This window comes from Martelella sp. AMO21009 (assembly GCF_053484295.1).
On sequence record NZ_JBAKFR010000006.1, the window covers coordinates 43,327 to 68,854 of the forward strand.

At 62.8% G+C, this 25,528-nt stretch carries 23 protein-coding genes and 1 pseudogene; 5 read left to right on the top strand and 19 right to left on the bottom strand.

What is annotated here, in order from left to right; all coding sequences use genetic code 11:
* Positions 1-5: 5 nt before the first annotated feature.
* The 6 genes from ureC to urtE form a co-directional block, all read right to left on the bottom strand.
* On the bottom strand, positions 6-1,718 hold the full coding sequence (ureC, locus tag V6766_RS09430) for an urease subunit alpha (RefSeq protein WP_448465782.1): 1,713 nt from the start codon (positions 1,716-1,718) through the stop codon (positions 6-8).
* A gap of 24 nt (positions 1,719-1,742) precedes the next feature.
* Positions 1,743-2,099, bottom strand: a complete 357-nt coding sequence (locus tag V6766_RS09435; RefSeq protein WP_448465784.1) for a GFA family protein — start codon at positions 2,097-2,099, stop codon at positions 1,743-1,745.
* 2 nt (positions 2,100-2,101) lie between these two features.
* On the bottom strand, positions 2,102-2,407 hold the full coding sequence (locus tag V6766_RS09440) for an urease subunit beta (RefSeq protein ID WP_448427920.1): 306 nt from the start codon (positions 2,405-2,407) through the stop codon (positions 2,102-2,104).
* A 13-nt stretch (positions 2,408-2,420) separates the two neighbouring features.
* Positions 2,421-2,723, bottom strand: coding sequence for an urease subunit gamma (locus V6766_RS09445; RefSeq protein WP_448427922.1), 303 nt, complete (start codon positions 2,721-2,723; stop codon positions 2,421-2,423).
* A 24-nt stretch (positions 2,724-2,747) separates the two neighbouring features.
* Positions 2,748-3,569: an urease accessory protein UreD gene (locus V6766_RS09450; protein WP_448466079.1), complete on the bottom strand. Its 822-nt coding sequence runs from the start codon at positions 3,567-3,569 to the stop codon at positions 2,748-2,750.
* Positions 3,570-3,884: 315 nt separating this feature from the next.
* Positions 3,885-4,580, bottom strand: a complete 696-nt coding sequence (gene urtE / locus V6766_RS09455; RefSeq protein WP_448465786.1) for an urea ABC transporter ATP-binding subunit UrtE — start codon at positions 4,578-4,580, stop codon at positions 3,885-3,887.
* 217 nt (positions 4,581-4,797) lie between these two features.
* Here urtE and V6766_RS09460 point away from each other — a divergent pair, with 217 nt between their 5' ends.
* Positions 4,798-5,082, top strand: a complete 285-nt coding sequence (locus tag V6766_RS09460; protein WP_448465788.1) for a GIY-YIG nuclease family protein — start codon at positions 4,798-4,800, stop codon at positions 5,080-5,082.
* A gap of 233 nt (positions 5,083-5,315) precedes the next feature.
* On the opposite strand, the gene urtD is transcribed toward V6766_RS09460, so the two are convergent.
* The 8 genes and pseudogenes from urtD to V6766_RS09500 form a co-directional block, all read right to left on the bottom strand.
* Positions 5,316-6,074, bottom strand: coding sequence for an urea ABC transporter ATP-binding protein UrtD (gene urtD / locus V6766_RS09465; RefSeq protein WP_448465790.1), 759 nt, complete (start codon positions 6,072-6,074; stop codon positions 5,316-5,318).
* A gap of 104 nt (positions 6,075-6,178) precedes the next feature.
* Positions 6,179-7,246, bottom strand: a pseudogene (urtC, locus tag V6766_RS09470) (urea ABC transporter permease subunit UrtC); the annotation flags it as partial.
* The gene (urtB, locus tag V6766_RS09475; RefSeq protein WP_448465792.1) at positions 7,243-8,880 is read right to left on the bottom strand and encodes an urea ABC transporter permease subunit UrtB; all 1,638 of its coding nucleotides are present in this window, start codon (positions 8,878-8,880) and stop codon (positions 7,243-7,245) included. The gene urtB and the pseudogene urtC, both read right to left, overlap by 4 nt.
* A 94-nt stretch (positions 8,881-8,974) precedes the next feature.
* Complete coding sequence (gene urtA / locus V6766_RS09480) at positions 8,975-10,270, bottom strand: urea ABC transporter substrate-binding protein (protein ID WP_448465794.1); 1,296 nt, start codon at positions 10,268-10,270, stop codon at positions 8,975-8,977.
* A gap of 147 nt (positions 10,271-10,417) precedes the next feature.
* Positions 10,418-12,037 (bottom strand): ABC transporter ATP-binding protein, encoded by a 1,620-nt coding sequence (locus tag V6766_RS09485; protein WP_448465796.1) that lies wholly within the window; start codon positions 12,035-12,037, stop codon positions 10,418-10,420.
* A complete protein-coding gene (locus tag V6766_RS09490) occupies positions 12,034-13,176 on the bottom strand; it encodes an ABC transporter permease (protein ID WP_448465797.1) in 1,143 nt (380 codons plus the stop codon). Before V6766_RS09490 ends, V6766_RS09485 begins: the two co-directional genes overlap by 4 nt.
* A 1-nt stretch (position 13,177) precedes the next feature.
* Complete coding sequence (locus V6766_RS09495; RefSeq protein WP_448465799.1) at positions 13,178-14,275, bottom strand: microcin C ABC transporter permease YejB; 1,098 nt, start codon at positions 14,273-14,275, stop codon at positions 13,178-13,180.
* Positions 14,276-14,636: 361 nt separating this feature from the next.
* Positions 14,637-16,466, bottom strand: a complete 1,830-nt coding sequence (locus V6766_RS09500; RefSeq protein WP_448465801.1) for an extracellular solute-binding protein — start codon at positions 16,464-16,466, stop codon at positions 14,637-14,639.
* Positions 16,467-16,624: 158 nt separating this feature from the next.
* Between V6766_RS09500 and mepA the strand changes: the two genes are divergently transcribed.
* From mepA to V6766_RS09520, 4 genes are all read left to right on the top strand, one after another.
* Positions 16,625-17,641, top strand: coding sequence for a penicillin-insensitive murein endopeptidase (gene mepA / locus V6766_RS09505; RefSeq protein WP_448465803.1), 1,017 nt, complete (start codon positions 16,625-16,627; stop codon positions 17,639-17,641).
* Positions 17,642-17,779: 138 nt separating this feature from the next.
* Positions 17,780-18,802: a glucokinase gene (locus V6766_RS09510; RefSeq protein WP_448465805.1), complete on the top strand. Its 1,023-nt coding sequence runs from the start codon at positions 17,780-17,782 to the stop codon at positions 18,800-18,802.
* A gap of 140 nt (positions 18,803-18,942) precedes the next feature.
* Positions 18,943-19,764, top strand: coding sequence for a 4-hydroxy-tetrahydrodipicolinate reductase (dapB, locus tag V6766_RS09515; RefSeq protein WP_448465807.1), 822 nt, complete (start codon positions 18,943-18,945; stop codon positions 19,762-19,764).
* Between the two features lie 19 nt (positions 19,765-19,783).
* Positions 19,784-20,419 (top strand): 2,3-bisphosphoglycerate-dependent phosphoglycerate mutase, encoded by a 636-nt coding sequence (locus V6766_RS09520; RefSeq protein ID WP_448465809.1) that lies wholly within the window; start codon positions 19,784-19,786, stop codon positions 20,417-20,419.
* Between the two features lie 31 nt (positions 20,420-20,450).
* Here the strand turns inward: V6766_RS09520 and hutC are convergent, their stop codons facing one another.
* The 5 genes from hutC to V6766_RS09545 all read right to left on the bottom strand — a co-directional run bounded on the left by hutC (position 20,451) and on the right by V6766_RS09545 (position 25,506).
* Positions 20,451-21,182: a histidine utilization repressor gene (gene hutC / locus V6766_RS09525; RefSeq protein WP_448465811.1), complete on the bottom strand. Its 732-nt coding sequence runs from the start codon at positions 21,180-21,182 to the stop codon at positions 20,451-20,453.
* Between the two features lie 2 nt (positions 21,183-21,184).
* Entirely contained in the window at positions 21,185-21,976 is a 792-nt protein-coding gene (locus V6766_RS09530; protein ID WP_448465813.1) for an ABC transporter ATP-binding protein, read from the bottom strand.
* Positions 21,973-22,746 carry an ABC transporter permease gene (locus V6766_RS09535; RefSeq protein WP_448465815.1) on the bottom strand — a complete coding sequence of 258 codons (774 nt, stop codon included), beginning with the start codon at positions 22,744-22,746 and terminating at the stop codon, positions 21,973-21,975. Before V6766_RS09535 ends, V6766_RS09530 begins: the two co-directional genes overlap by 4 nt.
* A gap of 341 nt (positions 22,747-23,087) precedes the next feature.
* Positions 23,088-24,032, bottom strand: coding sequence for an ABC transporter substrate-binding protein (locus tag V6766_RS09540; protein WP_448465817.1), 945 nt, complete (start codon positions 24,030-24,032; stop codon positions 23,088-23,090).
* A 127-nt stretch (positions 24,033-24,159) separates the two neighbouring features.
* On the bottom strand, positions 24,160-25,506 hold the full coding sequence (locus V6766_RS09545; RefSeq protein ID WP_448465819.1) for a formimidoylglutamate deiminase: 1,347 nt from the start codon (positions 25,504-25,506) through the stop codon (positions 24,160-24,162).
* Positions 25,507-25,528: the final 22 nt, after the last annotated feature.

Here is a 25,528-nt window from a genome sequence, read left to right on the forward strand (position 1 = left end):
CCCGTTCAGAACAGGAAATAACGCTGCGCCATCGGCAGGACCTCGGCCGGCTCGCAGGTCAACACCTCGCCATCGGCGCGGACCTCGTAGGTTTCCGGGTCGACGGAAATCTCCGGCGTGGCGGAATTGTGCACCATCGAGGCCTTGGAGATGCCGCCGCGGGTATTCTTTACCGGCAGAAGCTGCTTGGAAACGCCGAGCTTGTGGGCGAGGCCGGCATCGAGCGAGGCTTCGGAGACGAATGTGACGGAGGAATTGGTGCGCGACTTGCCGTAAGCGCCGAACATGTAGCGGTAATGCATCGGCTGCGGCGTCGGGATCGAGGCGTTCGGGTCGCCCATCTGGGCCGCCGCGATCGTGCCGCCGATGATGATCATCTCCGGTTTGACGCCGAACAGCGCCGGGTCCCACATCACCAGATCGGCGCGTTTTCCCACCTCGACCGAGCCAATCTCGTGGGAAAGCCCGTGGGCGATCGCGGGGTTGATCGTATATTTGGCGATATAGCGCTTTGCCCGGAAATTGTCGTTCTCGCCGGTTTCCTGCGGCAGGCGGCCGCGCTGGCGTTTCATCTTGTCGGCGGTCTGCCAGGTGCGGATGATCACCTCGCCAACGCGGCCCATGGCCTGGCTGTCCGACGAGATGATCGAGAACGCGCCGATATCGTGCAGGATATCCTCCGCCGCGATCGTCTCCTTGCGGATGCGGCTTTCGGCAAAGGCGATGTCCTCCGGGATCGACGGCGACAAATGGTGGCAGACCATCAGCATGTCGAGATGCTCGGCGATGGTGTTGACCGTGTAGGGCCGGGTCGGGTTGGTCGAGGACGGAATGACGTTCGAAAGGCCGCAGATCTTGATGATGTCCGGCGCGTGACCGCCGCCGGCGCCCTCGGTGTGGAAGGCGTGGATGGTGCGTCCCTTGAAGGCATTCACCGTGTCCTCGACGAAGCCCGATTCATTCAGCGTGTCGGTGTGGATCATCACCTGAACGTCGTATTTGTCGGCCACCGAAAGGCAATTGTCGATCGCCGCCGGGGTCGTGCCCCAGTCCTCATGCAGCTTGAGCGCGGCCGCGCCGCCCAGCACCTGTTCTTCCAGCGCGCCCGGCAGCGAGGCATTGCCCTTGCCCGAAAACGCAAGATTCATCGGAAACGCATCCGCCGCCTGGATCATCCGCTCGATATGCCAGGGACCGGGCGTGCAGGTGGTAGCGAAGGTGCCGTAGGCCGGGCCGGTTCCGCCGCCGAGCATGCAGGTCAGCCCCGCCATCAACGCTTCCTCGATCTGCTGCGGGCAGATGAAGTGGATATGCGCGTCCATGCCGCCGGCGGTGACGATCTTGCCTTCGGCCGAGATCGACTCCGTTCCCGGTCCGATGATGATGTCGACGCCGGCCTGCGTATCCGGGTTGCCGGCCTTGCCGATGCCGGCGATGCGGCCGTCCTTGATGCCGATATCGGCTTTCACGATGCCCCAGTGATCGATGATCAGCGCATTGGTCATCACCGTGTCGACCGCGCCCTCCGCGCGCGACGCCTGGCTCTGGCCCATGCCGTCGCGGATCACCTTGCCGCCGCCGAACTTCACCTCGTCGCCGTAATGGGTGAAGTCCTTCTCGACCTCGACGAAAAGCTCGGTATCGGCAAGCCGCACCCTGTCGCCGGTGGTCGGGCCGAACATGGACGCATAAGAGGCGCGGGACATCTTGAAAGGCATGAAGTTCCTCCTGGGGCGGAAAATTTATACGGCCGCGCCGTCGTAATGCTGTGGGGCGAGGCTGCGGGGATCGACGCCATCAAGGCAATTGGCGTTGACCGCGACCATCTCGGCCCCGTCGGGACCGGTGGCATAGGCAAAGCTCTCGATGCCGCAGGTCTTGCAGAACAGGTGATGGATCTGGTGCTTGTTGAACAGGTATTCGGTCAGGTTGTCCTCGCCGCTGTTCAACGTGAAGTCTTCGCGTGGCGCAAACGCCAGCACCGAGCCGAGCCGCTTGCAGCGCGAGCAGTTGCAGGTGATGGTGTGGCCAAGTTCGATATCAACATCGAAGTCGACTGCGCCGCACTGGCAGCTTCCGTGGTAATGCTGAACGGCCATGATCAAAGCTTCCCCATAATGTCCTGTCGGAACCCGTAGACCGTGCGGTTGCCCGCAAACGGCACCAGCGTGACATCGCGCGTCTGGCCGGGCTCGAACCGCACCGCCGTGCCGGCGGGAATATCGAGCCGCATGCCGCGCGCCTTGTCGCGCTCGAAGGCAAGGCCCGGATTGGTCTCGAAAAAATGGTAATGGCTGCCAACCTGCACCGGCCGGTCGCCGGTATTGGAAACGGTCAGCGTCACGGTCGGCAGACCGGCATTGATTTCAATCTCGCCGTCTGCGGTAATCAGTTCACCGGGGATCATGTTGGTCTCCTCCTCACCGTATCGGCTCATGCACGGTCACCAGCTTGGTGCCGTCGGGGAAGGTGGCTTCCACCTGGATGTCGTGGATCATTTCGGGAACGCCTTCCATCACCTGTTCGCGGGTGATGACATGGGCGCCGGCCTCCATCAGTTCGGCCACCGGACGGCCGTCGCGCGCGCCCTCGACCACGAAATCGGAAATCAGCGCGATCGCCTCGGGATAGTTGAGCTTCACCCCGCGCTCCAGCCGCCGCCGTGCGACCATGGCGGCCATCGAAACAAGCAGTTTGTCTTTTTCACGCGGCGTCAGGTTCATGCGGTTCTCTCATTCCGTTGCAACTCACAGATGCCAGACTTTCGGCAGATTCTGCCCGTCCCGCAAGACCTTGAGCGCGGGAATCAGGCTTTTTCGCAAACTATAGCCATCAGCGGCGACGATGCGGGCGACGAGCTTGCCGTTCCACTCGCTGGCGCCGGCGGAGGTCTCGCCCAGTGCTTCGCGCACTTTCGGCATCAGCGCTTCCGCGCGGGGCCCGCAGTAGAGCAGTGTGGCGAAAGCAACATCACCGCCAAGCACCGCCGTCTGCGCCACCAGATTTTCGATATCGCCGGTCATGCGCACGTCCTCGGCATGGATCAGCGTGCCCGAACGGCGCACCCGCCAGCGATCGCGGAAATTGCCGCAGCGCACCGCCTCGCCCATGGCCTTGCGGCCCAGAAGCACGGCCTCGATCGCCAGGAACTCGGCCGTTTCGGCCAGATCGACATCGAGCCGGCGGTTGAGCGAGGCGTCGTCGAACAGGATGGTCTCCTGCGGCAGCCAGTCGAGCCGGGCGTTGTCACCGACCCTGATCTCGGTATCGATCCCCGCCGGGCCGCTGTCGGAGCGGTAGATTTTCTCGCAGGCCTGCGTGGTCGCCGTCAGCGCCGTGCCGTCACCTGCCTCCAGTTCCCATTGCAGCCGGTCGCCGCCCGTCAGCCCGCCGGAGGTGTTGATCAGCACCGCCTCCATCGCACCGTCGAAGCTTTCGGGAATGCGGATCTTGGCCGCGCCCTCCTGATAGAAGACATCGAGGCGCGACTTGCCGCCGGCCGATTTCGCGCTCACGCGCCCGGTGCCCGACGTCCGCTGCGGCCCTGTGGCAAGGCCCGGCGTCAACAGTTCCATCCCGACGAACATGCCCCCTCCAGAACGCGCGTTGACCCACGCGCCGCGGCGTGCTTGAGCCCGCCGGCGCGCGCCCGCGCCGATCCTGCGGCCCGCCCGCGCGATTGATGGTTCCAGCCCATTGGTTTTCCTTTTTATCATGCTGCTGTCGATCGGCTAAACGCAAGTTTCGTGCCGTATCGATGAGCCGGGCGGAAGATTTCACGCTTCGGTCTGCCGCGCCGCGCCCCGATAAAAAGTTAAACGCTGGAACCGCGTCTGTCGCTCCCGCAAAAGAGCACAAATTCTTCTCATTTGCGCATGGAAGCATCACACCGTGAGGTGACGCCGGGCCTCGGCCGTATCGAGCGTCTCGGCCGCGCCCTCGTGAACGATCACGCCGCGGTCCATGATATAGACCTTGTCGGCAAGTTCGCGGCAGAAATCGAGATATTGCTCGACCAGCAGGATCGCCATGCCCGTTGAGTCGCGAAGATAGCGGATTGCGCGGCCGATATCCTTGATGATCGAGGGCTGGATGCCTTCGGTCGGCTCGTCCAGCACCAGGATTTTCGGTCTTGTCACCATGGCGCGGCCGATGGCGAGTTGCTGCTGCTGACCGCCGGAAAGATCACCGCCGCGACGCGATAGCATGGTTTGCAGCACCGGAAACAGCGAGAAGATCTCGTCGGGAATGGTGCGGTCGGCGCGCTGCAGAGGCGCGAACCCGGTCTCGAGATTTTCCCGAACGGTGAGCAGCGGAAAGATCTCACGCCCCTGCGGCACATAGCCGACGCCGCGTTTGGCGCGGGCGTAAGGCGCGAGCCCATCAAGCTTGTCACCGCCGAAACTGATTGCACCGCCCGATATCGGATGCTGGCCGGTGACGGCCCGCAGCAGCGAGGACTTGCCAACCCCATTACGCCCCAGCACGCAGGTGATCTTACCCATTTCCGCCGTCAGCGAGACACTCCTGAGCGCCTGCGCGGCGCCATAGTGGAGGTCGACGTTTTCAATGGTTAGCATGGAGTTGAACCTTTTTCGCAAGGAGAGGATACCGACAGGTCAGAGCCAGCCGCCTGGATCCTCGGGTCAAGCCCGAGGATGACGCAGAAAGGGGGAGAGTACGGCGCGCATTCATATACGTTTTGGCGAGCGCTCCGGCAGCAAATTCTTTCCACCCCGTCCCACTCGTGTCATCCTCGGGCTTGACCCGAGGATCCAGGCAACCCGGCAAAGCGCTATGACTGGTTATGTCTATATCGTTACCAACAGGCCGCACGGAACGCTTTACATCGGCGTGACCCGCGATCTCGAACGACGCATTTATGAGCATCGGGAAGGGCTCGTTCCCGGCTTCACCAGCCGCTACGGCTGCAACAGACTGGTGTGGTACGAGGAGCATTACGAGATCGGGAGCGCGATAGCGCGCGAGAAGGCTCTGAAGCAATGGAACCGGGCGTGGAAGATCGCCCTGGTGAATGGAATGAACCCCGGTTGGGACGATCTTTACGAAACGTTCCTCTGAGCGATCCGGCCTGGATCCTCGGGTCAAGCCCGAGGATGACGCGAGAGGGGAGGCTCGTGACACCAAGCAACGAAGGCGCCACGCGCACGACCTTTTCTTTGATATGCAGGAACGAGAGACCGCAATGCCCCGCGAGGCTGCCGCACTTGCCCCTTCCCCTCCCCACGGGTCATCCTCGGGCTTGACCCGAGGATCCAGGCGATGATTCGCCGCGCTCGCACCGTCCGCCATCCTCACCTCCCGAGATAATTCTCGATCACCTTCGGGTCGTTCGACACGAAGTCTATGGACCCTTCGGCGAGCACGGAGCCTTCGGCGAGGCAGGTGACCTTGACGCCGAGGTCGCGGACGAAGCCCATGTCGTGTTCAACGACAACCACCGCCCGCGTTTTCGCGATCTCGCGCAACAGGCGGGCGGTTTCCACGGTTTCGGCGTCGGTCATGCCGGCGACGGGTTCGTCGACGAGCAGCAGCTTCGGTTCCTGCGCCAGCAACATGCCGATTTCGAGCCATTGTTTCTGACCGTGGGAGAGATTTGCGGCCAGTTCATCACGGCGCGCCGTCATACGGATCGTCTCGAGGATTTCCTCGATGCGGTCGCGATCTTCGCCGGTAAGGCTGTAGAACAGGGTGGAAAACACGCCCCGTTTGCGGTTCAGCGCCAGTTCCAGATTGTCCCATACCGTATGGCTTTCGAACACGGTCGGCTTCTGGAATTTGCGGCCGATGCCGAGCTGGGCGATATCGGCCTCATCGCGGCGGGTGAGGTCTATCGTGTCGGAGAAGAACACCTCGCCCACGTCCGGCCGCGTCTTGCCGGTGATGATGTCCATCATCGTGGTCTTGCCCGCGCCGTTCGGGCCGATCACGGCGCGCAACTCGCCGGGGTCGATGACGAAGGACAGGCTGTTCAGCGCCTTGAAGCCATCGAACGACACCGAGACATTGTCGAGGTAGAGCAGGCTTTTGGCGCGTTTTTCATGGGGGCTCATCGGGCCGGCTCCTCTGCAATGCCGTCAATGCCGGCTTCGGCCTCTTCCGAGTGTTCGATCCGCTCCTTGGCGTCCGGGCCTGGCTTTTTCGAAAACCGTGGCGCAAGTGTCCCGACGATGCCCTTCGGCAGGAACAGGGTGACGGCGACGAACAGGCCGCCGAGCGCGAATAGCCAGAAGGCGGGGAAAAGCCCGGTGAAGATGGTCTTGCCGCCATTGACGAGGATCGCCCCGATGATCGGCCCGATCAGCGTCGCGCGGCCGCCAACCGCCGTCCAGATCACCACTTCGATGGAGTTTGCGGGGGCGAATTCGCCAGGATTGATGATGCCGACCTGCGGCACATAGAGCGCGCCGGCGACGCCCGCCATCATGGCGGAGGCGACGAAGGTGAAGAGCTTGTAGTTCTCCACGCGGTAGCCCAGAAACCGCACCCGGCTTTCGGCATCGCGCACGCCGACCAGCACCTTGCCGGCCTTGGAGCGCACGATCGCCGACGTAATGAAGAGACCGATGGCGAGGAAGATGGCCGAAGCGGCGAACAGCGCGGCACGGGTGGTATCGGCCTGCACCGAAAAGCCCAGAATATCCTTGAAATCCGTCAGCCCGTTATTGCCGCCGAAGCCCATATCGTTGCGGAAGAAGGCGAGCAGCAACGCATAGGTCATCGCCTGGGTGATGATCGAGAGATAGACGCCGTTGACGCGCGAGCGGAAGGCGAACCAGCCGAACACGAAGGCAAGCGCCCCCGGCACCAGGAGCACCATCAGCATCGCGAACCAGAACATGTCGAAGCCGTGCCAGAACCAGGGCAGCGATTGATAGTTCAAGAACACCATGAAATCCGGCAGGATTGGGTCGCCATAGACCCCGCGCGGGCCGATCTGGCGCATAAGATACATGCCCATGGCATAGCCGCCGAGCGCGAAGAACGCGCCATGGCCGAGCGAGAGAATGCCGCAGAAGCCCCAGACGAGATCGAGCGACAGCGCCAGCAGCGCATAGCAGAGATATTTGCCGAACAGCGAGACCAGATAGGTCGGCAGGTGAAAGGCGCTGTCGGCCGGGATGATTAGGTTTGCGAACGGCACCAGCAACGCGATGGCGAAGAGGATGACGATCGCGATCGAGACCTTGCGGTCGAGCGAGCGGAAAAGATGGGCCGTGATCATGCTTCCACCGCCCTTCCCTTGAGTGCGAACAGCCCGCGCGGCCGTTTCTGGATGAACAGGATGATGAAGACCAGAACCAGGATCTTGCCGAGCACCGCCCCGGCATAGGGTTCCAGGAACTTGTTGAGGATGCCGAGCGAGAAGGCGCCGACAAACGTGCCCCACAGATTGCCGACGCCGCCGAAGACCACGACCATGAATGAGTCGATGATGTAGGACTGGCCGAGATTGGGGGAGACATTGTCGATCTGCGACAGCGCCACGCCGGCAAGGCCCGCAACGCCCGATCCGAGCGCGAAGGTGAAGGCGTCAACCCAGGGTGTGCGGATGCCCATGGAAGCGGCCATGCGCCGGTTCTGGGTGACGGCCCGCATTTGCAGGCCGAAGGCCGAGCGCTTCATCAACACAAGAAGGGCGAAGAACACGGCAAGCGAGAACATCACGATCCAGAGCCTGGACCAGGTAATCACCAGCCCGCCGACATCGAAGGAACCGGACATCCAGGACGGATTGCCGACCTCGCGATTGGTGGGGCCGAAAATGGTGCGCACCGCCTGCTGCAGGATCAGCGATACGCCCCAGGTGGCAAGCAGCGTTTCCAGCGGCCGGCCATAGAGAAAGCGGATCACGCCGCGCTCGATCACAAGCCCGACGGCGGCGGTGACGATGAAGGCGACCGGAAGCGCGATTGCCAGCGACCAGTCGAAAAGGTGCGGATAGGATGTGCGGATCACCTGCTGGACCACGAAGGTGGAATAGGCCCCGATCATCACCATTTCGCCATGGGCCATGTTGATGACGCCCATGACGCCGAAGGTAATGGCGAGCCCGATCGCAGCCAGAAGCAGCACCGAGCCGAGCGACAGGCCGTACCAGACATTCTGACCAAGGTCCCAAAAGGCCAGGCGCTTTTCGATCTTCGCCTGCGCCGCATCGATTTCGTCCTGCAGCTCGGGGCCGACGCTGGAGCGCGCCGACAGCAGGATCGAAATCGCCTCGCGTCCGCCGATATCAGCGATATCGGAAATGGCCTCGGCCTTTTCCTCGGGGCTGCGGTCGGAATTCAGTATGGAAACGGCCCGCGCCTGGGACAGGACGGTGGCGATTTCGCTGTCCTCCTCCTTCTCCAGCGCCTTTTCGAGAAGGACCAGATTGTCCTCGCTCGGCGCCTTCAGCAGCGACTGCGCAGCCGAAAGCCTTGTGTCGCGCTTCGGGCTCATCAGCGTCATGCCGGCAAGGGCGGCATCGATTGTGGAGCGGAGATTGTTGTTGACCTTGATCTTGTCGAGGTCGCGTTTGGAGACTTCGCCGGCCTCCTCGCCGGTCAGGGGGTCAATCAGCAAGAGGTTGCGGCTGGAAGAGCCCTTGCTAGTGATGAACACCTTGCCATCATCCTTGCGGGCATAGAGATCGCCATTGGCAAGGGCTTTCAGCGTGGGAATCGCGGCATCGTCGCCGGTTGCGGCAAGCTCGTTCACCAGCGCTTCGGTTTCGCCGAAACCACGCACCATGCCGAACTGACCGATCATGCCGGAAAGGTCGGTCTGGGCAAAAGAAAGGGGCGCACATGTCAGAATGAAAAGGGCTGCTAGAATGAAAGCTCTGAAATTGTGCTTGTGGAAGAAAACGGACATATGCGCCCCCATTATCGACGGCCCGCGCAATATCCGGCCGCCCCCCTGTTGACCGGGCGCGATCGGTCTGATCGCGCCCGGCGTCGAGCTCAGTTTACTCGGACATGCCGCCGCATTTCCCGGTCTCGACATTGAAGTTGCCGCACGACATCGGAGCGCGCCAGTCGGCAATCAGGTTCTTCGAGTCCGGCAGGAAGTCGGACCATGCGTCGCCGGCGACGAGGCCGGGGGTTTCGTAGACGATGTCGAACTGGCCATCGTCCTGGATCTCGCCGATCAGCACCGGCTTGGTGATGTGGTGGTTCGGCATCATCGCCGAATAGCCGCCGGAAAGGTTCGGAACCGCAACCCCGACCATGGCATCGATCACGGCGTCCGGATCGGTGGTGCCGGCCTTTTCAACCGCCTTCACCCACATGTTGAAGCCGATGTAATGGGCTTCCATCGGGTCGTTGGTCACGCGGGCGTCATCGCCGGTGAAGGCGTGCCAGGCGTCGATGAAGTCGTAGTTCGCATCGGTATCGACAGACTGGAAGTAGTTCCAGGCGGCGAGATGACCGACCAGCGGGCCGGTATCGAGACCGGCAAGCTCTTCCTCGCCGACCGAGAAGGCGACGACCGGAATGTCGGAGGCCGAAATGCCCTGATTGGCGAGTTCCTTGTAGAACGGCACATTGGCGTCGCCATTGATGGTGGAGACAACAGCGGTCTTCTTGCCTTCCGAGCCGAAATTCTTGATGTCGGAGACGATCGTCTGCCAGTCGGAGAAGCCGAAGGGCGTGTAGTTGATCATGATGTCTTCTTCGGCAACGCCGTGATCCTTGAGATAGGCTTCAAGGATCTTGTTGGTGGTGCGCGGATAGACATAGTCGGTGCCGGCCAGCACCCAGCGCTCGACGCCGTCATTTTCCATCAGGTAATCAACGGCGGGGATCGCCTGCTGGTTGGGAGCGGCACCGGTATAGAACACGTTACGCTGGCTTTCCTCGCCCTCATACTGGACGGGGTAGAACAGGATGTTGTCGAGTTCCTCGAACACCGGCAGAACCGATTTGCGCGACACGGAAGTCCAGCAACCGAACACGGCGGCGACATTGTCGCCCTCGATCAGCTCGCGCGCCTTTTCGGCAAAGAGCGGCCAATCCGATGCCGGGTCGACGACGACGGCTTCAAGCTGCTTGCCGAGAAGGCCGCCCTTCTCGTTCTGCTGCTCGATCAGCATCAGCATGGCGTCTTTCAGCGTGGTTTCCGAAATCGCCATCGTGCCGGACAGCGAATGCAGGATGCCGACCTTGATCGTGTCTTCCTGGGCATAGGCCATGCCGCCCATGCCGGCGGTGGTGAGCGCGGCGAGAAGCGCGGCGCTGGTCAATCCCTTTGTGAAATTCATCGTTTTATTCCCCTCAACGACTATCGCCTGAACGGCTTTTTGAATTCGCGACGCCGCGGGAGCAGCGCCTCGACCAACTATCGTTGAGGGCGGTAAAACCCCACATACGTCATTTGACGTAGTTCAGGGGGAAAGGCGACGGAGCGGTCAGTCCGCTTCGATCGGCTCGATGTCGAAGGCTGCGGCGAGCAGCGCTTTGGTGTACTCGGCCTGCGGGTTCTCGAACACGTCCTTCGCCGGTCCGCGCTCCACCACCTCGCCAAGCCGCATGACGATGATCTCGTTCGCCAGCGCGCGCACCACTTTCAGGTCGTGGCTGATGAACAGATAGGCGAGATTGTGCTTCTTCTGCAGCGCGGAAAGCAGATCGACCACTTGCGCCTGCACGCTCATGTCGAGCGCGGAGGTCGGTTCGTCCAGCATCACGAAGCGGGGTTTCAGCACCATGGCGCGGGCGATCGCGACGCGCTGGCGCTGGCCACCGGAAAACTCGTGCGGATAGCGCCAGCGGGTGGCGGCGTCGAGCCCCACCTCCTCCAGCGCCGCGCCGACGCGGGCTTCGCGCTCGGCGGCCGAAAGCCCGCGCTCGTGGATCTTCAGCCCCTCGGCAATGATCTCGCCGATCGACATGCGCGGCGACAGCGAGCCATAGGGGTCCTGAAACACGATCTGCATCTGTTCGCGCAGCGGCTTCATCGCCTTGAAGCTGTAGGCATCGATATCCTTGCCGACGAAGGCGATCCGGCCTTCGGACGAGATCATCCGCGTCAGCGCCAGGCCGAGCGTGGTCTTGCCCGACCCGCTCTCGCCGACGACGCCGAGCGTCTCGCCGGCCCTCAGCTTCAGCGAGATGCCATTGACCGCCTTGACGTGGTCGACGGTCTTGCGCAGCAGGCCGGTCTTGACCGGGAACCAGACCTTCAGATTGTCCGCCTCCATCACCACTTCGCGCGCCGGATCATGCGCCGGCGGCGTGCCCTTCGGCTCGGCGGCGAGCAGGTGTTTTGTGTAGTCATGCTGCGGATCATCGAAAATCTCGGCGACGGGGCCATGCTCGACGATCTTGCCCTTGGTCATGACGCAGACGCGATCGGCGAATTTGCGCACGATGCCAAGATCATGGGTGATGAACAGCATCGACATGCCATGATCGCGTTGAAGCGACTTCAGCAGTTTCAATATCTGCGCCTGCACCGTTACATCAAGGGCGGTCGTCGGCTCGTCGGCGATCAGCAGTTTCGGACGGTTGGCGAGCGCCATCGCGATCATCACGCGCTGGCGCTGTCCGCCGGACAACTCGTGCGGGAACGCGCCAAGCCGCTTTTCCGCCTCGCGAATGCCGACCTCGTTCAGGAGCTCCAGTATCCGCTTGCGCGCCGCAGCGCCCGTCATGCCGCCATGCAGCGACAGCGTCTCGCCGACCTGCCGTTCCACCGTGTGAAGCGGGTTGAGCGAGGTCATCGGTTCCTGGAATATCTGGGTGATATCGCCGCCGCGCACTTCGCGCAGGGTCCTGTCATCGGCCTTCAACAGGTCGCGGCCCTCAAACAGGATCTCGCCGCTCGGGTGGCTTGCAGCCGGATAGGGCAGCAATCGCAGCACGGAGGCGGCGGTCACGGACTTGCCGGAGCCCGATTCGCCCACCAGCGCCACCACCTCGCCCGGCATGATGTCGAACGACACCCGGTCGACGGCAAGGCTTTCCGCCCCGCCCTGGCGGAAGGCGACGGAAAGGTCTTTCACGGAGAGAAGAGGCGTCTTTGTCATTGGAACGTCTTCCTCGGATCAAAGGCATCGCGCACCGCTTCGCCGACGAACACCAGCAGCGACAGCATGATGGAGAGCGTCATGAAGGCGGTGATGCCGAGCCAGGGGGCCTGCAGATTGCTCTTGCCCTGGTTGACAAGCTCGCCGAGCGAGGGCGAGCCCGGCGGCATGCCGAAGCCCAGGAAGTCGAGCGACGTCAGCGTCACGATCGCACCCGACAGGATGAACGGCACGAAGGTCAAGGTCGCCACCATCGCGTTCGGCAGAAGATGGCGGAACATGATCGTGCCATTGCCGACGCCGAGCGCGCGGGCGGCGCGGACATATTCGAAATTGCGCGCCCTGAGAAATTCAGCGCGCACCACGGCGACGAAACTGACCCAGGAGAACACCAGCATCACGCCGAGCAGCACCCAGAAGCCGGGCGGCAGGATCGCGGCGATGATGAGAAGAATGTAGAGCGTCGGCAGCGACGACCAGATCTCGATGAAGCGCTGCATCAAAAGATCGACCCAGCCGCCGAAATAGCCCTGCACCGCGCCGGCACTGACGCCGATGACGGCCGAGAAGCCGGTGAGCAACAGGCCGAACAGCACCGAGATGCGGAAGCCGTAGATCACGCGGGCGAGCACATCGCGCGCCAGATCATCCGTGCCGAGCCAGTTCATATTGCCGAGCACGCAGGCCGGATCGTCCACGCCCTCCGGATAGCCGGCGCAGCGCTCCTCCTTGCTCATCAGCCAGAAGGGCGGCGTCGGCGCGGAATAGGGTACATTGGCGTTGATCGTGCGATAGGAATAGCGCACCGGCGGCCAGATCATCCAGCCATTGGCCTCGATCTCGTCGCGAATGAAGCCGGAGCGGTAATCGGTCACGGCCAAAAAGCCGCCGAACTTCTCCTCGGGATAATCGACAAGCACCGGAAACAGGATCTCGCCGTTATAGGAGGCGATCAGCGGCTTGTCGTTGGCGACGAATTCCGCGCCAAGGCTGATGATGAACAGGAACAGGAAGATCCACAGCGACCAGAACCCGCGGCGGTTCGCCTTGAAATTCTGCCAGCGCCTGAGGTTCATTGGCGACAGGATGCCGGATTTCGGCACGTTTGCCGCCACATCGGGGGATGCGAGTTCGCTCATCTCACACATCCCTCTTTTCGAAATCGATGCGCGGATCGATCCAGGTATAGATCAGGTCGGAGATGAGCCCGATCACCAGCCCGAGCAACGAGAAGATGTAGAGCGTGGCGAACACCACCGGATAGTCGCGATTGACCAGCGACAGATAGCCGAGCCGGCCGAGACCATCGAGCGAGAACACGTTCTCGATCAGCAGCGAGCCGGTGAAGAAGGCCAGTATGAACGAGCCCGGAAAGCCCGCGATCACGATCAGCATCGCATTGCGGAACACGTGACCATAGAGCACCTTGTTCTCGGTCAGCCCCTTGGCGCGGGCGGTGACCACATATTGCTTGCCGATCTCGTCGATGAACGAGTTCTTAGTCAAAAGCGTGGTGGTGGCGAAGGAGGAGACCGACAGCGCGATCAGCGGCAGCGCCAGATGCCAGAAATAGTCAAGCGGCTTCTGCCACAAGGGCAGTTGCGCGAAATTGTCGGAGACCAGGCCGCGCAGCGGGAACCAGTCGAAGAAGGAACCGCCGGCGAACAGGATGATCAGGAGGATGCCGAGCAGGAAGCCCGGAATGGCGTAGCCGATGACGATCACGCCCGAGGTCCAGACGTCGAAGCGCGAGCCGTCCTTCACCGCCTTGCGGATGCCGAGCGGGATCGAGATGCCGTAGGACAGGATCAGCACCCACACGCCGAGCGAAATCGATACCGGCAGCTTGTCGATGATCAGGTCGATGACGGAGGAATTGCGAAAGAAGCTGTCGCCGAAATTGAAGGTCGCGAAATCGCGCATCATCAGCAGGTAACGGGTCAGCGGCGGCTTGTCGAAGCCGAACTGCCGCTCGAGATCGGCGATCAGTTCGGGATCGAGCCCCTGCGCCCCGCGATAGCTGGAGGAGGAGGAACTGTCGAAACTGTCCATCGACATGCCGGCATCGGAGCCGCCGGAAATCCGGCTCTCGGCGCCGCCGCCCTGCCCGTTGATCTCGGCGATCACCTGTTCCACCGGCCCGCCCGGCGCGAACTGCACGATGATGAACGATATCGTCATGATCCCGATCAGCGTCGGGATCATCAGCAGGATGCGGCGGAGGATGTAGGAGCCCATTATGCAGCGCTCCCGGCGGGATGGAATCGCAGTGAAGCTCCCTTGAATCTCCCATCATGAAGGCTCATCGCCGCATAGCCCCCAAGTCTTCTCGCCCCGGAGGGGAGAGATGTCGCGAGAGCGACAGTGAGGGGGGAGTCTATCCACACGGGCGCCCTCACAAGACTGACATGCTGCATCACCCTCACTGCCCCTTTCGGGGCATCTCTCCCGCAAGCGGGAGAGAATATCGGGAGCAAGTGGCAATGTCCGGAAACAATCTTCCGAGCGCTAGCGTTGTCAGCCCCCCGGTGCTTTACGGACAAGCTTGCACGGCAATCACAGGCCTCTGCCGCTAACGACACGCCGCCAAACCGCACTCTCATTCCGCCTCCGTCGACCACCAGCCGGCGGGGAAATCGAGGCCGTATTCGGGGAATTCACCGTGGGTGATCGTGTTCCAGTAGGCGATGCGGTAGTCGCGCGAATAATAGAGCGGAATGATATAGTCATTGGCGAGCAGCACCCGATCGAGCGCCTTGGTGGCGGCGACCAGCGTGTCGCGGTCATCGGCGAACACGATCTTCTGGATCAGCGCGTCGACGCCCGGATCGGAAATGCCGGCATAGTTTTCCGAGCCCGGCTGGTCGGCCGATTGCGAACCCCAATAGTTGAACTGCTCGTTGCCCGGGCTCAGCGACTGGGGCCATAGCTCCCAGATCATATCATAGTCGAAATCATTCACTCGGTTCTGATATTGCGACGTATCGACCACGCGAACCGAAGCATCAATGCCAAGCTTGCGCAGGTTCTCGACATAGGGCAGCACGACAACCTGCAGGGAGGGATTGTCGAGAAGGATTTCGAAGGCGAAGGGTTCACCGGTCTCGCTATTGACCAGCTTGCCGCCCTGCCTTTCAAACCCGGCCTCTCTCAAAAGCCCGAACGCCTTCTGAAGGTTGGCGCGCGATTGCTCCTGCGTGCCACCGACCGGCAGCTTGTTGGCCTTGTTGAATACCTCCGGCGGCACCAGATCGCGCACCGAATCGAGGATCTGCAACTCCTCGCCCTTGGGCAGGCCGGATGAGGCCAGATCGGTCCCGAACCAGAAGGAATTGTCGCGCGCATAGGCGTCGCTCAACTGGTTCTTGTTGATCGTCTCGAAATCGAAGGCATAGATCAACGCCTCGCGCACCCGCTTGTCATCGAACGGCGCGCGGCGGTTGTTGGGCACCAGCGCCTGCATGATGCCGCGTGTGCGCAGCGGGTTGGGCACCGCCTCGCGGGTGACATCGCCATCTTTGACCGCCGGAAAATTATAGCCGGTCGCCCAGCGCTTGGCCCGGGTCTCGACCCAGAAATCGAACGTGCCGGCGCGGAAGGCCTCGAAGGCGACATCGAGGTCGGCAAAATAGAGATATTTCACCGTGCCGAAATTGTTGCGCCCGACATTGACGTTGAGGTCGCGCCCCCAATAGTCGTCATTCAGTCGATAGGTGATCGACGAACCCGGATTGACCGTGTCGATCACATAGGGGCCGGAGCCCACAATCTTCTCCAGCGTGCTGGCCGAAATATCGTGGACTATAGTGCCATCCTCATCCTCGAACCAGTGTTTGGGCAGGACGAGAAGCTGGCCGACAATCTGCGGCAGTTCGCGGTTTCCCGTCTCGTCGAAGTGAAAGGTCACCTCACGCTCGCCGGTCGCCTCGGCGCTGGTCACATGGCGATAATAATTGGCATATTGGGCGTTCAGCGTCTTGAAGCTGTCGAAGGAGAACACGACGTCTTCCGGCGTCACAGGCTCGCCGTCGGAGAATTTCGCTTCCGGATTCAGCCTATAGGTGACCGAGGACAGGTCTTCGGGATAGCGAAAAGCCTCGGCCAGAAGGCCGTACATCGCGTTGATCTCGTCTTCGGAGGGAGTCATCAGCGTTTCGAACACCAGTCCGAGACCGATCGCCTTGTTGCCGCCATAGGGCACGGGATTGAGCGAATCGAACGTGCCAGTCGCCGAAAGCTTCAACTCGCCGCCCTTCGGCGCATCCGGATCGGCATAATCGAAATGCGCGAAATCCTCAGCGTATTGCGGGCTCCCGGTCAGCGCGCTGGCATAATGCCAGTCGCCGCCGCCATTGTCCTCAGCCAGAACAGCCGGGGCAGAAAGCCCCGCGACTGCGATCACGATCGCCCGAGCAGCCTTTATCCACATGGTTTTTGCCTTCTGCGTGCTTGCTTTTCTCGTTTCAGCAACAAGAATAAGCAAATATCGGCATGGGTGCACAAGTGGCCATTTCGTGAAAACATGGTGGCAGCGGGTTTTGCGCCTGCCGTTTCGGCCGGAACGCGCGGCATGGAGGGAGCAACAGCATGCGGTGGATCAAAACCCTGTCCGCAGTCCTCGCCCTTGCAATGGCGGCATCTTCCGCCGTTGCCGAGGACTTTCCGCCGCCCGCCAAGGTGCTGTTCGCGTCGGAAGCCGCGCCGAGCGCCGGTAAGCCGCAATCGATAGGCTTTTATTCCAAGGGCTGCCTTGCCGGGGCCGAGGCGCTGCCGATCGACGGGCCGACATGGCAGGCGATGCGGCTTTCACGCAACCGCCGCTTCGGCCACCCCGACACGATCGCGCTGATCAAGAAACTGTCGCGCGAGGCCGCGCAATATGACGGCTGGCCGGGGCTACTGGTCGGCGATATTTCCCAGCCGCGCGGCGGGCCGATGCTGTCCGGCCACGCCTCCCATCAGGTGGGGCTCGACGCCGATATCTGGCTGAACCCGATGCCCGACCGGCGGCTGACGCTACGCGAGCGGGAAGACATCTCCGCTCAATCCGTGCTGAAGAACGACGGCACGCTGTTTGTCGATCCGAAGAAATTCACCCCGGCCCACGAGCGCCTGATCATGCGGGCGGCGAGCTATCCGGAAGTCCAGCGCATCTTCGTCCATCCCGGAATCAAGAAGGCGCTCTGCGACGACTGGAAGGGCGAGCGCACCAACCTTGCCAAGGTGCGCCCCTATTACGGCCATCACTACCATTTCCATATCCGCCTGTTCTGCCGCCCCGGCTCGCCCGATTGCGATCCGCAGAACCGTGTGGACATGGCCGATGACGGCTGCGGCGCGAACCTTGCCTGGTGGCTTTCCGACGAGCCCTGGGCGCCCGCAAAGCCTGAAAAGCCGCCCGAAAAACCGGCAAAGCCGCCGCCCAAGCCGACCCGGCCAAGCTACACAATCATGTCCGACCTGCCGGCGGCCTGCACGGCCGTGCTCGATGCGCCGGCGCCGGCCGACCTGCCGCAGGCCGCGCTGACGCCGACAATCCCGCTGCCGCCGCTGGCGCCTTGGCCCGAAATCGGCCCCGTGCCGACGCAAAGGCCGAGAGGGTGAGCCGGCCCTTTCAAAGCGGTTTGAACTGATGTAGGAAACGCCAAACCGGCTTGCGGATATTACTTTCGCGTTGATATCACCGCACCGTCCGGAACCGCCAGAAGCAGAAGCGCTTTGCCGATCGCAAGGGGAAACACCATGGCCAGAATACCGCTCGAACAACCGCTCGCCTTCCCCATCCTGATCGGCGATATCGGCGGCACCAATGCCCGGTTCTCGCTGCTGGTCGATCCCTATGCCGAGCCGCGCGACTTCCCGATCGTGCACACGGCCGATTTCGCCACGATCAACGATGCGATCCAGGCGGCGGTGATGGACAAGTCATCGCTGCAGCCGAGAAGCGCGATCCTCGCGGTTGCCGGCCCGATCCGGGGCGATGAAATTCCGCTGACCAATTGCGACTGGGTGGTGAAGCCGCACGACATGATCGCCCATCTCGGCCTCGTCGACGTGATCGTCATCAATGATTTCGAGGCCCAGGCGCTGGCGATCGCCAACATGCCGGACGAGTTTCGCGAGCCGATCGGCGACCGGCCGGACAAGATGCTGGCCTCGCGCGTCGTGCTCGGCCCCGGCACCGGGCTCGGTGTCGCGGGTCTCGTCCATGCCGAGGAGCGCTGGATCCCGGTTCCCGGCGAAGGCGGCCATATCGATGTCGGCCCGCGCACCGCGCGCGATTACGAGATCTTTCCGCACATCAAAACGATCGAAGGCCGGGTGGCCGCCGAGCAGATCCTGTGCGGCCGCGGCATGGTGAACCTCTATAACGCCATCTGCGCCGCCGACGGCATCGAGCCCAAGCCCTATGAACCGAAGGATGTCAGCCAGCACGGGCTCGACGGCACCGACCCGCAGGCTGTCGAAACCCTCACACTGTTTTCCACCTATCTCGGCCGTCTTGCCGGCGACATGGCGATGGTGTTCATGGCCCGCGGCGGCGTCTATCTCGCCGGCGGCATTTCGCAGAAAATCCTGCCGGCGCTGAAAAAGCCGGAATTCCGCGCCGCCTTCGAAGACAAGGCGCCGCATACCAAGCTTCTTGAAGCGATCCCGACCTATGTCGTGACCCATCCGCTCGCAGCCCTTGCCGGCCTTTCCAGCTTCGCCCGAACCCCCACCCGCTTCGGCCTCGCCCTCGATGGACGGCGCTGGCGGGTCTGAGGCGCGGAAAGCAACCGTCGCGCGGATCGATTTCGCGGATGCCGATCTTTCCTTCATGGAAAGCTTGCAATAAGGTCTGCCTGCCCCGCCGCATTCACCTGCGGCGGGGTCGCCGTAAATCGAAAATACCAGGAAGACATATGAATTCTCCGGCAATGAAGCTTGTCGTCGTGGGTGCCAGCGGACGGATGGGTCAGACCCTCATCCGCGTCATTTGCGAGACCGAAGGCGCCGTGCTGCACGCCGCGATCGACCGGCCCGACAGTCCGGCGCTTGGCAAGGAGGCCGGCGTGCTTGCCGGCGTCGGCGAGCTTGGCGTTGCAATCACCGACGATCCGCTGAAGGCCTTTGTCGATGCCGACGGCGTGCTTGATTTCACAGTACCCGCCGCTTCCGTCGAATATGCGGAACTGGCCGCCCAGGCCCGCATCGTCCACGTTATCGGCACCACCGGCATGTCGGAGGAGGACGAGGCAAAGGTGAAGGCTGCAAGCCGCCACGCCCGGATCGTCAAATCCGGCAATATGAGCCTCGGCGTCAATCTTCTGGGCGTTCTGGTCAAACAGGCCGCAGCAGCGCTGTCAGCCAGGGGCTGGGATATCGAGGTGCTGGAAATGCATCACCGCCACAAGGTCGACGCGCCATCCGGCACCGCCCTTCTGCTGGGCGAGGCTGCCGCCGAAGGGCGCGGCGTCTCGCTGAAGGACAAGGCCGTGAAGGTGCGCGACGGCCATACCGGCGCGCGCGAGGAAGGCACGATCGGCTTTGCCACGCTGCGCGGCGGCTCGGTGGTGGGCGAGCATTCCGTGCTGCTGGCCGGCGAGGGCGAAACCGTGAGCCTGTCGCACAAGGCCACCGACCGCAGCATCTTCGCCCGCGGCGCGGTCGAGGCGGCGCTTTGGGCGCGCGGGGAAAAACCCGGACTTTATTCCATGCTCGACGTGCTCGGGCTTTCCAAATAGCAACGAAGGAACTGATTAAATGAGCGGAACGCTGGTTCTGGTCCGTCACGGCCAAAGCGAATGGAACCTGAAGAACCTTTTCACCGGTTGGAAGGACCCCGATCTCACCGATCAGGGAAGAGCCGAGGCCCTTGCCGGCGCGAAGGCGCTGGCCGAAACCGGGATCAAGTTCGACATCGCCTTCACCTCGAACCTCATCCGCGCCCAGAACACCTGCCAGATCATTCTCGACGAGATCGGACAGTCCGACCTTGAAACCATCAAGGACGAGGCGATCAACGAGCGCGATTATGGCGATCTCGCCGGCCTCAACAAGGATGACGCCCGCAAGAAATGGGGCGAGGAACAGGTCCATATCTGGCGCCGGTCCTACGACGTGCCGCCGCCCGGCGGCGAGAGCCTGAAGGACACCGGCGCGCGGGTGTGGCCCTATTACCTGACCGACATTCTGCCGCGCGTGCTGCGCGGCGAGAAGGTGCTGGTCGCGGCCCATGGAAATTCGCTGCGCGCGCTGATCATGATCCTCGACAGGATGAGCAAGGAGGAGATCCTGAAGCTCAATCTGGCGACCGGCGTACCCATCGTCTACACGCTCAACCCGGATTCCACGGTCGCCAACAAGACCGTGCTGGGCGACATGTCCTCCGCGCACTGAGAGCGGTCCACCGCTTTCTGCCGGTCGGGCGCTACCCCGCCCGGCCAGATGGCGAGAACTCGGCGACAAGCGTGTGCATGTCGCCGGGATAGGTGAGATTGACCTGGGTGATCGACCCGCTGGCATTCCATGTCCGCCGCGCAATCACCAGGCAGGGCGCGCCCTCGCGCAGATCGAGCAGTTCGGCCTCGGCGCGGCCCGCGCCGACGGCGTTGATGCGATGTTCGGCCGCACTCCACGGCACCTGTTCCAAAAGCCAGGAGCCCGGCGGATATTTCGAAAAATCCGCCTCCCGCGCCTGCGGCACTTCCGCAAGGCTGATCAGCCGATCTTCCAGGCAGAAGGGGCGGCTTCCAGCGCTGTGGATGCCGCGGATATGCATCACCGCCGCAGGCGCCGACAGCAGCAGCCGCTTGCGATCGGCCTCGCCCGCGCTGTGCTCCGTGGCCTCGATCAGCCGGAAGGCATAGGCAAGGCCAAGCGCGCGCACCTCGCGCTCGAGCTGGTGGATTTCCATGACGGCGGACAGCACTTCCGGCTGACGCACATAGGAGCCCGACTTGCGGCGGCGCTCGATCAGCCCCTTCTTGACAAGCTGCGACAGCGCCTTGTTGACCGTCATCCGCGAGCAGCCGTAATGCGCCGTCAGCTCGTGCTCGAACGGGATGCGGGTGCCAGGCGGCCACTCGCCGGACAGGATCCTGCCCTCGACCTCCCGTTCGATGCGGGCATGCAGCGCCAGCGGGCGGCTCTCCTCGGCCATGCTCAACCCCGGCTCGCCGCCGCGATCACCTCGGCGCGGATTTCCTCGGTAAGCTGCATCCTGAGCTTCGCGAATTCCGGATTGGCCTTGAGGCGATAGTCGCGCGGGTGGGGAAAATCGACGGGCGTGATCGAGGAAATCCGCCCCGGCCGCGCCGACATGGTGACGACCCGCGAGGCCATGAACACCGCCTCCTCGATATCGTGGGTGACGAAAATCACCGTCTTCTTCTCCCGCTCCCAGATGCCGAGCAGCAACTCCTGCATCAGCCCGCGGGTCTGGTTGTCGAGCGCGCCGAACGGCTCGTCGAGCAGCAATATCTTCGGATCATTGGCAAGCGCACGGGCGATCGCCGTCCTCTGCTGCATGCCGCCGGAAAGCTGTTTCGGCCAATGATCGGCGAATGCGGAGAGGCCGACGCGATCGAGATAGAGATCGACCGTTTCCTTGATGGCCGAAGCCTTCATGCCCTTTTCACGCAGGCCGAAGCCGACATTCTCGCGGATCGTCAGCCAGGGAAACAGCGTGTAGGACTGGAACACCATGCCACGATCGGCACCCGGCCCCTTGATCTCTCCGCCTTCCAGGTAGACAGCGCCGGTGGTCGGCCTGTCGAGCCCGGCGACGATGCGCAGAAGCGTCGACTTGCCGCATCCGGACGGGCCGAGGATGGTGACGAAATCATTCTTTTCGAGCGTCAGATCCGTCGGCGACAGGGCCTGAACCGGCTTCGCGCCCCGGCGGCCGGGAAAGACCCGCGAGACGCCCTTGACCTCGAGTTCCGGCGCGCTCATGCGAACCTCCAGGCGAACAGATGGCGGTTTGCGAGCTTGAAGGCAAAGTCGGAAATCAGGCCGATCACGCCGATGACAATGATCCCGAAAATGATCTGGCCGGTCGCCATCAGCGCCTGCGAATTGATGATCATGTAGCCGATGCCCGAGGACGCGCCGATCAGTTCGGCGACGATGACATAGGTCCAGGCCCAGCCGAGCACGAGACGCAGCGTTTCGGCGATATCGGGCGCGGAGGCCGGCAGCAGCACGCGCCGGACGATGCCCCTGTCGGAAGCGCCCAGCGTGTAGGCGGCCTCGACCAGATCACGCCGGGTGTTGGCGACATAGACTGCGACCATCAGGATGATCTGGAACACAGCGCCGATGAAGATCACCAGCAGTTTCTGCATCTCGCCAATGCCGGCCCAGAGGATCAGGAGCGGCACGAAGGCCGAGGCCGGCAGATAGCGCGCGAAGGAAACGAAGGGTTCCAGCAGCGCCTCGATCGGCTTGTAGGCCCCCATGGCGATGCCGACCGGCACGGCAATGATCGACGCCAGCACGAAGCCGCCGACGACGCGCCAGACGGTGATGCCGATATCGCCAAGAAAACCGCGCTTCGACAACAGCCACCAGCCGTCCTTCATCATGGTGATCGGATCGGCGAGAAACGTCTTCGACACGAAACCGCCAAAGGTCGCGAACGACCAGCCGGCAAAGAAGATCACGAAGAACAGGATGCCAAGCGACAATCTGAGCTTCGGGCTGATAGGCTCAAGCGGTTTCATCGGGTCTCCGTGTTTGGGTGGCGGCTGTTTGCGCCCGTTGTTGCATCTGGTGGGCCCGCCCTCGCACTCCCACCAATCTCCCCCTTGAGGGCAGGGCTACCGCATATGACTTTTTCGCATAGCCCCCAATCTTCTCGCCCCGGAGGGGAGAGATGTCGCGAAAGCGACAGTGAGGGGGGAGCATATCACCGCGAACGCCCTCACAGCTTTAGGAGGCTGCTCACTGCCCCTTTCGGGGCATCTCTCCCGCAAGCGGGAGAGAGTATTGGGAGCAAGCTGCCACGCCATATGCGATACCCCTGCCCTCGAGGGGAGATTGATCGGGGGCTATGCGGCTTGCCTTACTCCTGGATAAACGACGGATCGGCGAGCGTCGTCAGGTCCGGGATTTCGCGGATGACGCCGGCATCGAGCAGCAACTGGGCTGCATCGGCCGAGAAATCGTTGAACTCGCCGCCGAAGAAGGCGATCGCCGCATCGCGGTCCTGCCATTCGAGATACTGCGCGGAACCGGCGAACTGTTCGCCCGACTGGTTCACGTCGGCGCCCATGATCTCGTAGGATTTCTCGGGCTCGGCCGCGATCATGTCGAGCGCCTCGTAATAGGAGGTGGCGAGCGCCTTGGCGGCATCCGGGTTTTCCGCAAGGAAGGCCGGCGTGCAGCCGAACGTGTCCATGACCGCCGGATAGTCGAGCGTGGTGGCGATGATCTTGCCGGCGTCCGGCGCTTCGCGGACCGACGACAGGTAAGGCTCGTAGGTCATTGCCGCATCGTTCTGGCCGGCGATGAAGGCCTGGGCGGCCGGGCCCGGCTCGAGGTTGACGACCTTGACGTCGTCCATCGTCATGCCGTTTTCCTTGAGGATCCAGGCGAGATAGAAATAGGGCGAGGTGCCGGGCGCGGAGGCCGCGACGGTCTTGCCCTTCAGGTCGGCAATCGATTCGATCTCGTTGCGCACAACCATGCCATCGGCGCCGTGGGACTTGTCGAGCTGGAAGATTTGCGTGGTCGGCACGCCGGCGGCGGCCCAGACGATCCAGGTTTCCACTGTGGTCGCAGCGCACTGGATATCGCCGGATGCCAGCGCCAGATGACGGCTTGCCTGCGGAATCTTGACCAACTCGACATCGAGGCCATTTTTCTCGAATATGCCGGCCTCCTTGGCAAGCGTCAGCGGCGCAAAGCCGGTCCAGCCGGAAAGGCCGACGGCGACCTTGGTTTCCTGCGCATATGCGGAAGTGGAAAGCGCCATGGCGGCCATGGCGGTTGCTGCAAGCCATTTCATCGGAAGAACCCCTCTAGCTATGGGCATTTGTGCCCTTGTTTCGCGCATGGACAATCTAGCCAGAAATGGATTTTACGTCTATACATAAACGGAATGCAGCGCCGGGTTTGCGCTTTCCCTGCTGGGCTCAGCCGCTCCGCGCCATCAGCGTCGTCATTGCCTTGCGGAATCGCGCCTCAATCGGCGCGCGCCTGACATGCCGCCCGCCTTCGACCTGTTTGACGCCGTTGACCCAGACGCAGTCGGGCTTGACCTGACCGGCGAAGATGAAGCCGTCGAGGGACTGATCTCCCGTGAGCCAGGGGGCGGCGCTGTTGTCGAGCGAGAAGAAGCTGGCGGGCCTACCCTCGGCGATGCCCGCTTCGATGCCCATGGCCTGAGCCCCGCCGAAAAGCGCGCCGTCGAACAGGCGGCGACCGGTGGTGCCGCCGGGTTCGGCGATGACATTGCGCGCCCGCTCGCCGAGACGCTGAGCATATTCGAGCTGGCGCAGCTCGTCGGCGAGGCCGATCAGCACGTTGGAATCCGAGCCGACGCCGAATGCGCCGCCGGCTTCCAGAAACCGGCTTGCCGGGAAGATGCCGTCGCCGAGATTGGCTTCAGTGACCGGGCAGAGGCCGGCAACCGCGCCAGACCTTGCGAGGCCATCGGTCTCGGCATCGGTCATGTGTGTCGCGTGGATCAGGCACCAGCGCCCATTGACGCCGGTGTTTTCAAGCAGCCATTCCACCGGGCGCTTTCCGCTCCAGGCAAGGCAGTCATCGACTTCCTTCGTCTGCTCCGAAATATGCATGTGCACCGGGCCGTCGGTCAGGCTTGCGGCAAAGTCGAGCTCTTCCGGGGCGACGGCCCGCAGCGAATGCGGGGCGACGCCGAGGACGGCGTGATCGAGGCCGGAGACGATCTTTGCGGATGCCTCCATCAGGCGGGCAAAACTGTCGCGATCGTGGATGAAGCGGCGCTGGCCATTGTTCGGCGCCGCGCCGCCGAAATCGGAATGGGCATAAAAAACCGGCAACAGCGTCAGGCCGATGCCTGTTTCGCCGGCGGCCGCCGCGATGCGTTCCGCCATCTCGCCGATATTACCGTAGAGGCCGCCATCCTTGTCATTGTGGAGGTAGTGGAACTCGCCGACGCGGGCAAACCCGGCCTCCAGCATTTCCATATAGAGCTCAGCGGCGATCGCCTCGGCCTCATCCGGTTCTATGGCGAAGGTGAAGCGGTACATCACCTCGCGCCAGCTCCAGAAATTGTCGCTGGCAGGGCCTCGGCGCTCGGCAAGGCCGGCCATGGCGCGCTGGAAGGCGTGGGAGTGAACATTGGAGATGGCGGGGACGATGATGCCGTGGCGCTCGTCGCCCGGCTGCGGCGTCTGATCGAAGGCGAGATCGGCGATGCGGCCGCCTTCGTTAGCCAGCCGTGCATTGGTGCGCCAGCCCTCGAGTGTCAGAATATTTTCGGCGAAGAGTGCCATGCGATGAGCCCCCATTTTATTC

Coding starts and splice junctions, on each gene's coding strand:
- ureC (WP_448465782.1), bottom strand. CDS start 1,718: ATGCCTTTCAAGATGTCCCGCGCCTCTTATGCGTCCATGTTCGGCCCG.
- V6766_RS09435 (WP_448465784.1), bottom strand. CDS start 2,099: ATGGCCGTTCAGCATTACCACGGAAGCTGCCAGTGCGGCGCAGTCGAC.
- V6766_RS09440 (WP_448427920.1), bottom strand. CDS start 2,407: ATGATCCCCGGTGAACTGATTACCGCAGACGGCGAGATTGAAATCAAT.
- V6766_RS09445 (WP_448427922.1), bottom strand. CDS start 2,723: ATGAACCTGACGCCGCGTGAAAAAGACAAACTGCTTGTTTCGATGGCC.
- urtE (WP_448465786.1), bottom strand. CDS start 4,580: ATGCTAACCATTGAAAACGTCGACCTCCACTATGGCGCCGCGCAGGCG.
- V6766_RS09460 (WP_448465788.1), top strand. CDS start 4,798: ATGACTGGTTATGTCTATATCGTTACCAACAGGCCGCACGGAACGCTT.
- urtD (WP_448465790.1), bottom strand. CDS start 6,074: ATGAGCCCCCATGAAAAACGCGCCAAAAGCCTGCTCTACCTCGACAAT.
- urtB (WP_448465792.1), bottom strand. CDS start 8,880: ATGTCCGTTTTCTTCCACAAGCACAATTTCAGAGCTTTCATTCTAGCA.
- urtA (WP_448465794.1), bottom strand. CDS start 10,270: ATGAATTTCACAAAGGGATTGACCAGCGCCGCGCTTCTCGCCGCGCTC.
- V6766_RS09485 (WP_448465796.1), bottom strand. CDS start 12,037: ATGACAAAGACGCCTCTTCTCTCCGTGAAAGACCTTTCCGTCGCCTTC.
- V6766_RS09490 (WP_448465797.1), bottom strand. CDS start 13,176: ATGAGCGAACTCGCATCCCCCGATGTGGCGGCAAACGTGCCGAAATCC.
- V6766_RS09495 (WP_448465799.1), bottom strand. CDS start 14,275: ATGGGCTCCTACATCCTCCGCCGCATCCTGCTGATGATCCCGACGCTG.
- V6766_RS09500 (WP_448465801.1), bottom strand. CDS start 16,466: ATGTGGATAAAGGCTGCTCGGGCGATCGTGATCGCAGTCGCGGGGCTT.
- mepA (WP_448465803.1), top strand. CDS start 16,625: ATGCGGTGGATCAAAACCCTGTCCGCAGTCCTCGCCCTTGCAATGGCG.
- V6766_RS09510 (WP_448465805.1), top strand. CDS start 17,780: ATGGCCAGAATACCGCTCGAACAACCGCTCGCCTTCCCCATCCTGATC.
- dapB (WP_448465807.1), top strand. CDS start 18,943: ATGAATTCTCCGGCAATGAAGCTTGTCGTCGTGGGTGCCAGCGGACGG.
- V6766_RS09520 (WP_448465809.1), top strand. CDS start 19,784: ATGAGCGGAACGCTGGTTCTGGTCCGTCACGGCCAAAGCGAATGGAAC.
- hutC (WP_448465811.1), bottom strand. CDS start 21,182: ATGGCCGAGGAGAGCCGCCCGCTGGCGCTGCATGCCCGCATCGAACGG.
- V6766_RS09530 (WP_448465813.1), bottom strand. CDS start 21,976: ATGAGCGCGCCGGAACTCGAGGTCAAGGGCGTCTCGCGGGTCTTTCCC.
- V6766_RS09535 (WP_448465815.1), bottom strand. CDS start 22,746: ATGAAACCGCTTGAGCCTATCAGCCCGAAGCTCAGATTGTCGCTTGGC.
- V6766_RS09540 (WP_448465817.1), bottom strand. CDS start 24,032: ATGAAATGGCTTGCAGCAACCGCCATGGCCGCCATGGCGCTTTCCACT.
- V6766_RS09545 (WP_448465819.1), bottom strand. CDS start 25,506: ATGGCACTCTTCGCCGAAAATATTCTGACACTCGAGGGCTGGCGCACC.